Source organism: Paenibacillus typhae (assembly GCF_900099765.1).
In the GTDB taxonomy this organism is placed as follows: domain Bacteria; phylum Bacillota; class Bacilli; order Paenibacillales; family Paenibacillaceae; genus Paenibacillus_AQ; species Paenibacillus_AQ typhae.
Map to the genome: position 1 here is coordinate 16,511 of NZ_FNDX01000039.1, position 12,892 is coordinate 29,402.

Below are 12,892 nucleotides of genomic sequence, written 5' to 3' on the forward strand. Positions count from 1 at the left end.
ATCTATAAACCTTACTAATTAGCCCAATAATGTTACAAGAGTGCGCGTAGCATGTAACCAGGCTGAATTTTTTTAAATGTTAACTACCATGTGCTGATGTATGCTTCCGGTGAGGGCGGGTTCGGGGACTTGTCAGGTTTAATTGGCGTAAAAATAGCGGCAGCCGGAAGTGTTACCTCCGGCTGCCGCTTTTGTGTTAGGGTGAGCGTCACTGTCCAGCATTTAGTTGGATTTTCGCTACTTAGATTCTTCATTTCCGCTCACTTCTAATGTTTAGGTGGAAAATCGCTACTTATTTTCGGCTATATTCCTCATTTGGGGCGAACACAGTAAAATTAAGTGACGTTATTCCAACTAGATTCCTCCTCCCGGCATTTTGCCCGGAAATAGATGACGAATTTCCACTTAGTTCCTCTCGCCACACTGTTCAGCACCTTCTGATTGATCAAGCAACCAGCTTAGCAAGGTAACTCGCGTACTCTACACTTCAACCGAAATACGGCTATTCCGCAGCCTTATCCGTTGCTGTAACCGTCTGAGCCGCAGCGTCCCACTTCACATCCATATTCAGGCCCTCGGTGATAAACCGCACCGGCACCATCGTCCGGTTATTAATGATCTGCGCCGGGACGTCCAGCGTAACGGCTGATCCATTTACATAAGCGGTTGTGCTGCCGATGGTCATCGTGATGGTAGTGCTGCCTTTAACGGCAGTGATCATCTTCGTTGTCTGATTCCAGGTCACGTCAGCGCCCAGTGCACTAAAGATCGCATTGACCGGCACCAGCACCCGGCCGCCCTTATTCAGCGGAAGCTGATCCTGGAAGCTTACGGCGGTCCCGTTAAGTGTTACTGTAATCGGCTTACTGCCGGATGAACCTGCGGCCGATCCGGCTGTCCCCGCCGTTCCAGCCGCTGCCGTACTGCCCTTCGTTGGAACCACCTCCGGCAGCGGTGTAACCTCAAGCCCCAGCTGGGCCTGCAGATTGGCCAGCCGGTTCAGGGCAAAGGTCATCAGCGAGCCCGCGGCCATCGTACCCATGCCCTGTCCGCCGCCTGCGCCGCCCATGCCCTGATTGCCTCCGGCTGCCGGTGCGGCAGCGGTCGTTCCCGCCGCAGCCGCCGGACTGCCTGACACCGCCGTGCCTGCAGCCGCCGTTCCGCCAGCTGCGCCGGCTTGTCCGGCCGCAGCAGCATCAGGCCGCGCCGGCGGTGTGCCCTCCGTGCCGGATGGAGGCGTCATATTGACTCCGCCGCCGATCATGCCGCCGCTGCCCCCGGTATCGGCTGTATAAGCTACATTGTTTTCAAACTGATCCATCGTGTAGAACTTGGTCGGATCAGCCTGAACGTAGGGTCTGATCAGCGAGGCAAGCCCGGTAATCCGGTCCCGAATCCCCTCCAGGTAGGTCACCAGCTCGGAGACATAACCTAAATATCTGGTTTTATATTCCGGTACTTCGAGCAGGTTGGCAATCAGCGGCACCTGATCCACATCAATGCCGAGTGTCGGCGTATCAATGGAAGCGGTCACGGCATTGGTTGCCGATCCTATTGCAGCAGTGTCAGTTGAGCCGGTTGCTGCAGTTCCTGCTGATGTACCGGCAGCAGCCGTTCCAGCCATATCCTGTCCCCTTCCTCCGCCGCCACCGGAATACCCGTTGAAGCTCATATTCATATCCCACGGAATGACGGTATATTTACCATTTGCATCCCCGTACAGCAGATAGTTATGGCCTTTATCGCCGTTATAGCTGTCATAGTTGCCCAGCACGGCATTAGCGGCAATATATTTCAGTGCGGAATCCACGTCCAGCACACTCTCAATATCGCCTTTTTCCCCATCAGGCATGGCGTTCAGCACGCTGATGAAATTTTTGAGCGATGCCTTGTCATCCTCGGTACCGGTGTCATACGTCAGTGTTTCATAATCGCTGCCTTCTTCATACTTCAGATAGCTGTTCTCTTCCGTATCATACAGAACTCCGCTGTCCGCATCTGCACCGAAATTACGCTCCAGATAGCTGTCGTCCACAGACTCAACGCCGATATAGAAGCCGTACAGCTCTCCGTTAATATAGAGATTTGTGAACACCGTCAGCGGCACATCCTCGCCGATTGCCCGCAGTGCCTCATAATGCAAATACTCCCGCAGGAACGAAGGGTCCGAATAGCTGTTGTTCAGCACCATTTTATCAAGGCCCATCAGTGTCTGCTGCTTGTCATACTTATCGAACTTCAGCCGGAAGCTGTAGCGGTCGGAATCCGTCATCGCCGCTACAGATTTCAAGGTCAGATTCCCCTTGGTTGAAAAGCCCACATTCTCCAGCACCGTCCCGTCCACATCTACGGTCACGCTCTTATATTCCTTTTCCAGGGGATTGGCCAGAATGCTCTCCCAGTCCTCATCGTCGATCGTCACTTTTACATTGATCACTTTATCCGGTGTGAACAGGGATTCGTAGGCCTGGCTTACCCCTGCTTCAGCGGCAAAAGCCTTGGATGTGCTGCCAGCAGCTCCACCTGCCGATGCCACCACCGCGAGCGATAATGTCGTCAGCATCATTTTTTTTAACATATTCCTCATACGCAAAATGTGTACTCCTCCTCTTATGCAGATTCATATTTTGTTAAGCCTGTGTAAAAGCTTAAAAGATGAACCTGAAAAAAGGCTGAAGCCCTGGTTATTCCTTGCCCTGCAGCGTTTCCCGCAGACCGCGTCCAATCAGATTGGCCGACACCGGCTTATGCCCCAGCTCCCGCGCCCACACCGATAACTGTCCGATATGGTGGATCTCGTGAGCAATGATATGACGCATAATCTCACCCCAGGCATCGATAGCCTTCTCTCCTTCGTAACGCTTATCCACAAAGATATTGCGCTCCAGCCCCTCATGCCAGCCCAGCACAAACGCTTCTACCTCCGGCCGGAAGCGGGCATCCAGCTCTTTTACCTTATCCAAGGTGCTGTATTCCGCAAAATCCTCCTCAAAATCAGGCTTGCCCTGCATCGCCATGATCCAGCTCCACTCCACATCTGCAATGTGGAACAGCGTCTTCAGAATCCCGCCAACCCCGCCGGTCCTCGGCCGCAGCAGCTCCTCCTCACTCAGCGTCTCACACCATTTATACCACTCTTCACGGACCTTCCAGTTGTAAACGAACAAAGTCTGCATATAATCCCTCCGGAATTTTAAATTTAAATAAGATCTTTGCATTTAGTGTATCACAGCGGGTATTCGTGTCCGAGGGAATAAATGAGTATAAAAAGCAGAAGCTCTCACCATCCCCAGACAACGCAAAAATACCGGCAACCAAGGTCACCGGTACGTAAATTTTATCTTATGTAATATACAAAAAAACATCTAGTTTTCCTGCGTTAACTATAAAATTAATATAGCATGGAAATGTCAACATAGCAAGCATTTTTATGGAATACGGAGAAAATAAAACCTTTATCCCCCCACTCCCGGCACTTAAGGAAGTACAGAGTGTAAAGCGCCGCTGTCTCGTTCATCCATATAATGGTATGATGTTTTGCGCGAAGGAGGCGAACAGGATGCAAATCAAACTCAGGGAGATCAAAAAAAGCTTTAAAGTGTACAAACGCCCGGAAGGCAAATGGGGGCTGTTGAAGGGAGCTTTTATGCGGAATGTGACGGAGGTGGAGGCGCTTGGCGGGATTGGCTTTGATATAGCTGAAGGTGAGCTTGTGGGATACATCGGCCCTAACGGGGCAGGCAAATCCACTTCCGTCAAGGTGATGAGCGGCATTCTGACACCGGACAGTGGCGAGTGCACCATTCTCGGCAAAATCCCCTGGAAAAACCGTGTGGAGCATGTGTCGAAGATTGGTGTCGTGTTCGGTCAGCGGTCACAGCTATGGTGGGATGTGCCGGTGGCCGATTCTTTTGACGTACTGAAGGATATTTATGCAATCCCGCCCGGAGATTACAAAATCAGGCTGGCCGAGCTAACGGCAACTCTCGGTGTGGAAGCGCTATTACGAATCCCGGTCCGCCAGCTCTCGCTGGGACAGCGGATGCGCTGTGAGCTGGTGGCAGCGCTGCTGCACCGGCCGAAGATTCTGTTTCTGGATGAGCCGACGATCGGTCTGGATGCGGTATCGAAGCTGGCATTGCGCAATTTTTTAAAGGAAGAAAACCGCAAGCAGGGAGTTACCATGCTGCTGACTACCCATGATATGGACGATATTGAGGCGCTATGTGAGCGGGTGATGGTGATTGGGCACGGCAAACTGCTCTATGACGGCAAGCTGGCCGGACTGCAGGAGAAATATGCACCGGAGGTTGTGATGAAGGTCAATACCGATGCGATGATCGCCGCTATGTACAACGATCTGGCACTGACATAACCGGGAGCGCAGCCTGATAGAGTGACGGCATTTATATTATTTCAGGAGGTGTGTAATTGCAATGGATTTTAAAAATACCTGCCGGGCTTCACTCTCCCTCTTCCGCATCCGGATGGCTGAAGGCCTGCAGTACCGGGTGTCGGCCATTTCGGGAACGGTGGTCGGCGTGTTCTGGGCGCTGCTGGAATGTGTGCTGTTCACTGTTTTTTATACATATAGCGAGCACGGCTCGTGGAACAACAACGGCATGAGCCTGCCGCAGACGATTTCTTATGTGTGGATCGCGCAAGGGCTGTTTGTGCTGCAGACGATGAGTATTGACGGTGAAATTATGGGCAAAATCAACAACGGTGACGTCGGGATCGAGCTGTGCCGGCCGATGAATCTGTACACCCACTGGTTCGTCAAAAGCTCAGCCGGCAAGCTAGGCACCTCCTGGATCCGCAGTGTCGCTACCGTCCTGGTTGGCCTCCTGATGCCCGCCGCTTATGCGCTGGGCGCTCCTGCGTCTTTTGCGGGGCTGCTCTGCTTTCTGCTCTCGGTCATTATGGCCTTTGTCCTCTGCTCGTCATTCGCCATGCTTGTGACAACGGTCCGGCTGAATGTTACCTGGGGTGACGGGCCCAGCCATATGCTTCTGCTGCTGAGCGGAATTCTGTCCGGCACCTACCTGCCGCTGCGGCTATGGCCAGACTTCATGCAGACCTTTCTATACCTTCAGCCGTTCGGCGGCTTCGCCGACATTCCGGCCCAGCTCTACATCGGCAGTATGCCTCCGTCAGCAGCTCTGCCTGCAATTGGACTGCAGTGTATCTGGAGTACTCTCTTTATCGCGGCCGGCCGGCTGATCATGAACCGTAAGCTGAAAAATATTATCGTCCAAGGAGGTTGAGCACACAGCATGATTGCCGAGAGTAAAATCTATTTCAAGTATTTGCGGATGCATCTGCTGTCCGGAATGGAGTATAAAGGCTGGTGGCTGATGCTGATCCAGGTGCTGATTGTCGTGGTCTCCGACCCGATCGCAACCGTCCTGCTGTTCACACGCTTCGGCAATATCGGAGAATGGAGCGTCGCCCATATCATTCTGGTTTACTCGCTGGCAGTGGCCTCGTTTGGTCTGGCGGAGAGCTTTTGCCGGGGCTTTGACTATTTCCCGTGGCATTTGCTGCGTTCCGGTGACTTTGACCGGCTGCTGCTGCGGCCGCGCTCCCTGTTCGTTCAGGTTGCCGCCTCCAGGTTCCACTTGCACCGGCTCGTCCGTCCAATCACAGGAATCTGCGCCGCAGGCTGGGCCTTGAGTGAACTTGGAGTACAGCTGACTCCCGGCAAAATCGGAATTCTCTTTATGGCGCTCGCGGGCGGCTGCATCATGTATTGCGGGGTGTTCGTGCTGACCTCGGGGCTTGCTTTTTTCACGATCAAAGGGCTTGACTGGATTTACCTGCTGACCAATGCCAGCTACCAGGTTACCCGCTGTCCGGAGCCGTATATGCCGCGGGTGCTGAAAAATGTCTTCAGCTTTATGCTGCCGATGCTGTTCATCAGCTTCTATCCGGCTGCCACCGTATGCGGCTGGGATTATCCCGCATGGCTGGGCTATCTTTCACTTCCCGCCGGGGCTGCTTTTCTCGGGCTCTCGCTGCTGGTCTGGCGTATCGGCGTAAGGCATTACAAAAGCACAGGAAGCTGACCCCCGTGATGGTGATCAGCTTCACTGTTTTATTACAATTATGAGAGGGCAGTATCACTTCGCTTGCCGGCTCAGTGCGAGCTCAGATGCTTGCGGTACCCCTCCACCTTCTCGTCCCGGTAGCCCATCTTCTCATAGAAGACATGGGCTTCCTTGCGTTTCTCTCCTGAAACGAGAATGATGTAATAGCAATCGCGCTCGTGGGCGATCTTTTCAATGGCATCCATCAGCTGCTTGCCCAGACCCTGACGGCGGGCGCGGCTTGAGACAACGACATTTTCGATAACCATGAACGGACGGCAGTCCCCCACCAGATCCTGGCAGACAATCCCCATCATCGAACCCAGCAGCTCCCCGTCCACATAAGCGCCTAACAGGATATATCTGCTGTCCGCCTTAATGGTCGCGAAAGCCTCTGCAAGCTTACCGGGATCGGTCAGCGAACCCGTCAGCTCCCGGTACAGCTCATTTAATTCCGCGAGTGAATCCGCCTCAATTTCTTTGATCGTTACCATAGGTATGTACAACTCTCCTTACGAAGACAAATGTTTATTTCTCATATACATAAAGCTGTCCATTTTGCGGGTGGTTCATTCGTTTGACCGATCCTCACTCCGCCTCATCCCCGTCCAGCTGCAGTTCAAACTGCTCCTGATGTCCGTCCCACTCTACATTCACCTTGATGGGCGCCTGTCCGCGATTCAGCGAGCTGTCACTTGAGCCGTACATGTGCAAAGACTCAACTCTTACCGGGCCCTCCATCGACTGGCTTGAGCCGTGGCCGAGCGCCTCGAAGCCATATGTAAACTGCTTAATCTCTTTAAGATCTTTGGCTTCTCCTTTATAGGCCAGTTGAAAGTTATAGTCCCCTGAAGGCTGGTAATACGTTGCTTTTCCTTCTGAAATAACCGGCTTCTCTGTAACCGTCTCACTGTAGATGGCCGACCAGTGCTCACCCTCACCGGAAAAAGTGTACGTATGATGAAGTGTCCCGCTGTTGCAGCCTGTCAGGAGCATCAGCACCATGATAAACCCCTTCAGTAAAAAGATACGCACCCAAGCATTCCTTCTCATAGGCTCAGCCCTCTTTTTCCGCAGGATAAGTAGCTTAGAACAGCTTCAACACGCTCCTCAACTGACATGTCCCCCTCCAGCCGTAAAACAGGACAGTCCAGCTCCCGCATCCATGCTTCATGCAGACTAAGGCTCCGCACCTCCGGACCTGCGGTGTCGTAGAGGCTCGCCCACTCCAGAAAGGCCTGCACTTCCCCGTACCTGCTCCCGCCAGGCAGACTCTCCGCCCCGTAACGATTATATTCTCTCACTTTTAGCCGTTCCAGCCTGATTGACGGGGGAATCCGCAGAAAGATAACCAGGTCAAAATAGGACCGCAGGCTATCCCCCCAGCCGCACACTGCGCCGGATAAAATCCAGGGCTCCCGCTGCTCCAGGTCATGCCTGATTCGGCCGAGACGCTCCGTCAGTTCACGCTGCTTCGTGAATTTCTGCTCCCAGAAGTAATCGTCACTATCCAGATGAACATGCGGAAGCCGGCCGGCAAGCGCCTGCCCGAGTGTGCTGGTTCCGGCTCCTGAGGCCCCCATGATATGAATTCTGCGTTTCATCTGCACCTCCTGAATACCTCTCAACCGAGGATATAGCTGCAGCCAGTACTCTAATCTGACGGCCAATGGCAATACCTATCCATAATTTAACATACTACAGGTGAGCAAATTCTGCAAAAATGTAACCATTAGCTACACGCTCAGCAGCTTCATAATTGCAGTGTGGCAGGATTCCTTAAAAGAGGTATGCAGCTCATCCTGATCAGCCATCAGCCACTGGATCAGGCAGCCGTCGATAACCGCCCGGATGAGCGGGGCTGCCCTGCCCGGCGTCAGTTCTTTATTGAAAATTCCCTCCTGCTGCCCCAGCAGCAGCACCTCTGTACTGATACCCGCACAGCTGTCATAGAACCGCTGGTTAATTTCCCGGTAAACCGGACTGCGGCTTGCCCTGGACAGGAAATCGAGATACACCCTGTAAAAAGACCGGTTCTGCACCGGACCGGCAAACGCAGAATCAATATAGGCGTTAAGCTTGCCTTCCGCCGTATGCTGCTCCGCTACCGCCGCCCGCTCCCTGGAGGAAATTTTGCCGGTCAGCCATTCCAGCAGCTCCACCAGCACGGCTTCCTTGCTCGCAAAATAATAATGGACTACCCCCTTGCTAACCTCGGCGTAATCCGCAATCGTCTGCAGGGTAACCGCATCATAACCGTGCTCTGACAGGGCGCGGAATGCGGCTGAAAGAATCTGTTTGCGTTTTTCTTCTGATTTCTTGTACTTTACCATACGCCCTCCGCTTTTTAGCGTGATTGTCCGCTACATCTTATGTGTATTATATCATAGCAACAAAAAAGTTGACCAGTCAGAATAAATATTGTATAACAGACCTGCATACAGTTAACGGATAGGAGCGGATTTAGAATGTCTGAAACATTTCAAGCTTTGGTTGTAGATAAGAACGATACCTTCTCAGTGGGGGTCAAGCAGATTACCCGGGAGGAACTGCCTGAAGGTGAGGTTTTGATCAAAGTCGCTTATTCCAGTGTAAATTACAAAGACGGACTTGCCAGCATTCCAAACGGCAACATCGTGCGAAGCTATCCGTTCATTCCCGGCATCGACCTGTCCGGAACCGTCGTGTCCTCGGAGGACAGCCGCTTTCAGCCTGGACAGCCGGTTATTGCCACCAGCTACGGCATTGGCGTGTCCCACTATGGCGGATTCAGTGAATTTGCCTGTATTCCGGCTGAATGGGTGATTCCGCTGCCTGAAGGGCTCAGCCTGCGGGAAGCGATGATATACGGGACAGCCGGCCTCACTGCGGCACTATCGATTCAGGCGCTTGAGGATCACGGAGCCGCCCCGGATAAAGGCAAGGTGCTGGTAACCGGTGCAACCGGCGGCGTTGGCGGCACGGCAGTCGCCATGCTGGCCAAGCTGGGCTACGAAGTGACAGCCAGCACCGGCAGAACCGACGAAGCCGGATATCTGCAGCAATTAGGCGCAGCGGAAGTTATCTCCCGTGAGGAGGTTGGCGGCGCGGCCGTGAAGCCGCTGGACAAACAGCTCTGGCAGGCTGCGGTGGATTCCGTCGGCGGAAGTCCGCTTGCAGCCGTGCTAAGCAAGATCGCCTACGGCGGAGCGGTAGCGGCCAGCGGATTAACCGCAGGAACCGCAGTTCCGACAACGGTAATGCCCTTTATCCTGCGCGGGGTAAGCCTGCTGGGCATTGATTCAGTCTCCTGCCCTGCCGGCAAGCGTCAGCTCATCTGGGCACGGATGGCAAATGATCTGAAGCCGGACAATCTGGATGTGCTGGTAGACCGGGAGATCACATTAGCTGAACTTCCCGCTGCTCTGGAAGATATCCTTAAATCCAATACAAGAGGCCGGGTGCTTGTCCGCCTGTCCTAGCAGTTGCCCCCGGGTCTTAGAACCCGGGGGCTGTTGTTCGGCTGCCGTCACCCGTCACTCGTTGTCTGTTCCCGCATTCGGGTAAGCCGGAATACCCTGCGCGTACGGCAGCTGGCGGTAAGGCTGCTGTACATAAGGCTGGCCATAGTAGGCATGCACACTCATCGGCTGATACCCGAAACCCTGCGAAGCCGGCTGGGGCATATAATATGGCATGTTGGATGCTGCCATAACTGGAGCCAAGTTTGGAGCCATATTAGGAGCCATGATTGGAGCCATATTTGGAGCCATATTGGCAGCCTGCATATTTTCAGCACCTGCCTTCACAGGTTCACAACAGTCCGCAGGCGGGCCGATGAAGGTTTTAGGCTTCACCGGAGCCAGCGTTTCCTTCACCATTGCCTCATTCAAGCAGTAAGTATGAGCCAGTACATTGGCCGGTGTTTTACTTAAAATATCCGATCCCAGAATAACCTCAGGTGTAGGCGCGTCAAAAATCGCCAGCAGATGTGTGCAATCCACTGTCGCTACCTCATAATGCCACCAGCCCTGCGGTACATTGGCCACCTGGCCGGGGGTAATCGGGAAGTGCAGCAGCTCATTAGTGAACGGGTTGATCAGCGAAACCACTGCTGAACCGGAGATACAATATACCAGCTCAGCGGCATTCTGATGGTAATGCGGCTCAACCACATTGGATTTGCTGAGAAAAATATCAAGCAATGAGGTATTTTCCAGCGTGTTCAGCTGTTTGATCCCGAGCACATTGATATAATTGCAGTCATCCTTTTTAAAGAGCGTATTGCAGTTCAGATCTGCCGAGAATTGTGTAGCCGGGGATGTATAATCCATGTATGAAGTCATGAAATGCCTTCCTTTCTTTGAAGCCCAATTTTTATCGTTCTGGGGTAGAATATGTATCTGCCTACGCCCAGGTGACGATTTCTTTGCTTCTCCGCGCAACAAAAAAAGCATCTTTTCTTGGAAAAGATGCTCCTCTGCCTTATTCACCATATATAACCGTCCGGTTCCTTCCGGTATGCTTAGCCGTATACAATGCCTCATCCGCCCTTCCCAGCAGCTCCTCCCGGGTTTTTCCATGCGTAGGATAATGGGCAATGCCCTGGGAGGAGGTAACCTTCATCGGAAGAGGAACCTCCGTCAACTCCAGCGTCTTACGGATCCGTTCCGCCACAATGTAAGCATTCTCCGCCTTGGTCCGTGGAAGCAGCAGTACAAACTCCTCACCGCCGTAACGGGCACAGACATCGCCGGGCCGGATGTTGGACACGAGAATATCTGCAACCCGCCGCAGCACCTCATCTCCGGCCAGATGGCCGTACGTATCATTCACAAATTTGAATTTATCCACATCAAGCACAATGACCGAAAACGGCACCCTTGCGGCAATCCACTGGCTGATGCTGTTATCCAGCGCCCTGCGGTTCGTCAGGCCGGTCAGCAGATCGGTCCTCGCTTCCTGGGTCAGCTGGTCTGTCTGCTTCTGAATATCCTTCCAGGCCAGCAACACCGCTGTTGTAAGCAGATCAACCTCACGGTTCCAATGCGGCTTCAGCTCGGGCAGTTCGACCTTTTCTCTGCCGATTTTGTTGACCAGGTCTGCAAGAACTACGAACGGTTTGGCCAGCTGGTGTGCAAGGACAAATACACAGAACAATAAAACTGCGAATGGAATAAGGGTGTACGCCAAGATTTTGTTCAGATGCACCTGCAGCTGCTGCTGGATACCAGCTGCAGGTGAGACAACGACAACGCCCCAGCCATTGGAGGGAACGGCCGAATAACCGGCAAGCATGGATACACCTTGTGTATTTACCGCCTGCATACTGCCGCTCTTACCTTGCATTAACTGCGCGACAACCCTGTTGCTGGTCACATCATCATTCAGTCTGCTGATATCCGGGTGGTAAAGTAAACGTCCTTCCCTGCTGACAATATAGTAATAAGACCCCGACTCATCTATCTCATTGTTTCCGAAGATCATGTTGAGAATATTGTAATCCTGAAGATAAACCGTGCCGACCAGCTGCCCCTGATAATATCTGTCTTTGTTATAGAGCGGCTCACTCATTAAGAACAGCATTCTGCCGGTTGACGGGGCAATAAAGGGAGCCGAAAGATAAGAATTTTTTAATCGGAGCATTTCATTTATCGTTTGTGAAGAAAGGTGTCTGCCTGCCATCCCCAGATCTGAAGGTGAATTATTCAAAACTTTACCGCCCGAATCCATCAGAACTATCGAGTTAAAGTAGTTGCTGCTGTTGCGCGTAAGCTCAAGATAAGCATCTATATTAGCCGGCGGTACGGCTCCCAGATTAGCAATCTGGTCCGCACTGAAGATCAGGCTGCTGCGCATCGAAAGAAACAGCGAGTCAACCGTCTTGCTCATTCTTTCCGCATTGGTGTAATTCAGATTAAGCGTTGTCTCTATAAGAGATTTCTTTTTGGACTGGTAGGAACCAATCAGCAGAATGGTTGTGGTTAACAGGAACACCAAAGTCACCAGTGCCATGAGCAGCAGCGTGAGGCTGAGTTTCTTTCTGGGTCTGGGTTCTGCTCTTACTGGTCCGGGCATTTCTCTCAACCCCCAATTCGGCCGGGCCTATTTGCTTTCATTATATACGATTGGAATGGAGAATTACCTCCAGATTTCTTTTCCAGTTCTATTGATGACTGCAACTTGTTGAGGCGGCAGACACATCAAAGAGCAGGTGCCACGGGAAGCCGCCGGCAGCCTGCTCTGTGGTATGACTCACCAACCGCTGCGCTGGATAAGCGAGATAATCTGGGCAGTATGGTGATTGCTATGCCAGATATATCTTTGAGTAGCAGCATCAAGACTCAGCGTTCCAAGACCGGCGCTCACAAAGCTCCGTTCGAAGTCAGCCTCCTGCAAAGAATTCAGCAGGGTTACGAACCGGCGGTTAAGACTGTCTATAAGCTGCAGTGAGGACTCCACCGGTTCACCTGTATAATCGCTTTGCTCAGCCCACAGATCCTGCCGGTAAGACGGAATCTGAGGCAGTTCCTCGGTCAGCCCTTTTTTGAAGCGGAGATAGGCATACATCCCGGTGTCGGCCAGGTGATGAACGACTTGCCTTACAGTCCATCCCCCTTCACGATAGGGAGTATTCAACTGCTCGGGAGTAAGCGGAAGCACTGCATCCTTTAATACTGCCGCCAGCCCGCCGATCTTCTGAATATCCTGATTTCGTTCCCCCGCATTCAGATAAACTCTCGCCTCAAATCTTCCTATAGGATAACGCAAATGTTCCAGCTCATCCGCTGTATATTCACTCATATTGTACTCCTCTCTGATAT

General features: G+C 52.6%; 12 protein-coding genes and 1 pseudogene. 4 read left to right on the top strand and 9 right to left on the bottom strand.

The genetic code is table 11. From position 1 onward, the window contains the following. Positions 1 to 502: 502 nt before the first annotated feature. Positions 503 to 2,587 (bottom strand): CotH kinase family protein, encoded by a 2,085-nt coding sequence (locus tag BLR64_RS23040; protein ID WP_090718028.1) that lies wholly within the window; start codon positions 2,585 to 2,587, stop codon positions 503 to 505. Between the two features lie 97 nt (positions 2,588 to 2,684). Then, positions 2,685 to 3,176: a DinB family protein gene (locus BLR64_RS23045; protein WP_090718031.1), complete on the bottom strand. Its 492-nt coding sequence runs from the start codon at positions 3,174 to 3,176 to the stop codon at positions 2,685 to 2,687. A gap of 383 nt (positions 3,177 to 3,559) precedes the next feature. Here BLR64_RS23045 and BLR64_RS23050 point away from each other — a divergent pair, with 383 nt between their 5' ends. The 3 genes from BLR64_RS23050 (at position 3,560) to BLR64_RS23060 (ending at position 6,068) form a co-directional block, all read left to right on the top strand. Beyond that, a complete protein-coding gene (locus BLR64_RS23050; RefSeq protein WP_244157825.1) occupies positions 3,560 to 4,375 on the top strand; it encodes an ABC transporter ATP-binding protein in 816 nt (271 codons plus the stop codon). 61 nt (positions 4,376 to 4,436) lie between these two features. Beyond that, entirely contained in the window at positions 4,437 to 5,267 is an 831-nt protein-coding gene (locus tag BLR64_RS23055; RefSeq protein ID WP_090718033.1) for an ABC transporter permease, read from the top strand. Positions 5,268 to 5,276: 9 nt separating this feature from the next. After that, positions 5,277 to 6,068 carry an ABC transporter permease gene (locus BLR64_RS23060; protein ID WP_090718036.1) on the top strand — a complete coding sequence of 264 codons (792 nt, stop codon included), beginning with the start codon at positions 5,277 to 5,279 and terminating at the stop codon, positions 6,066 to 6,068. Between the two features lie 71 nt (positions 6,069 to 6,139). Here the strand turns inward: BLR64_RS23060 and BLR64_RS23065 are convergent, their stop codons facing one another. From BLR64_RS23065 to BLR64_RS23080, 4 genes are all read right to left on the bottom strand, one after another. Continuing rightward, on the bottom strand, positions 6,140 to 6,583 hold the full coding sequence (locus tag BLR64_RS23065; RefSeq protein WP_090718039.1) for a GNAT family N-acetyltransferase: 444 nt from the start codon (positions 6,581 to 6,583) through the stop codon (positions 6,140 to 6,142). Positions 6,584 to 6,677: 94 nt separating this feature from the next. Further along, positions 6,678 to 7,142, bottom strand: a complete 465-nt coding sequence (locus BLR64_RS23070; RefSeq protein WP_090718042.1) for a hypothetical protein — start codon at positions 7,140 to 7,142, stop codon at positions 6,678 to 6,680. Next, positions 7,139 to 7,693 carry an ATP-binding protein gene (locus tag BLR64_RS23075; RefSeq protein WP_090718045.1) on the bottom strand — a complete coding sequence of 185 codons (555 nt, stop codon included), beginning with the start codon at positions 7,691 to 7,693 and terminating at the stop codon, positions 7,139 to 7,141. The genes BLR64_RS23070 and BLR64_RS23075 overlap by 4 nt, the downstream gene beginning before the upstream one ends. 132 nt (positions 7,694 to 7,825) lie before the next feature. Further along, positions 7,826 to 8,422, bottom strand: a complete 597-nt coding sequence (locus BLR64_RS23080) for a TetR/AcrR family transcriptional regulator (protein ID WP_090718047.1) — start codon at positions 8,420 to 8,422, stop codon at positions 7,826 to 7,828. 135 nt (positions 8,423 to 8,557) lie between these two features. On the opposite strand from BLR64_RS23080, the gene BLR64_RS23085 reads away from it, so the two are divergent. After that, on the top strand, positions 8,558 to 9,550 hold the full coding sequence (locus BLR64_RS23085; protein WP_090718050.1) for an acrylyl-CoA reductase family protein: 993 nt from the start codon (positions 8,558 to 8,560) through the stop codon (positions 9,548 to 9,550). A gap of 336 nt (positions 9,551 to 9,886) precedes the next feature. Here the strand turns inward: BLR64_RS23085 and BLR64_RS23090 are convergent. From BLR64_RS23090 to BLR64_RS23100, 3 genes and pseudogenes are all read right to left on the bottom strand, one after another. Next, a pseudogene (locus BLR64_RS23090) lies at positions 9,887 to 10,414 on the bottom strand (cupin domain-containing protein); the annotation flags it as partial. 139 nt (positions 10,415 to 10,553) lie between these two features. Next, positions 10,554 to 12,146: a sensor domain-containing diguanylate cyclase gene (locus tag BLR64_RS23095; protein ID WP_090718055.1), complete on the bottom strand. Its 1,593-nt coding sequence runs from the start codon at positions 12,144 to 12,146 to the stop codon at positions 10,554 to 10,556. A gap of 177 nt (positions 12,147 to 12,323) precedes the next feature. Then, positions 12,324 to 12,872 (bottom strand): YfiT family bacillithiol transferase, encoded by a 549-nt coding sequence (locus BLR64_RS23100; RefSeq protein WP_244157826.1) that lies wholly within the window; start codon positions 12,870 to 12,872, stop codon positions 12,324 to 12,326. Positions 12,873 to 12,892: the final 20 nt, after the last annotated feature.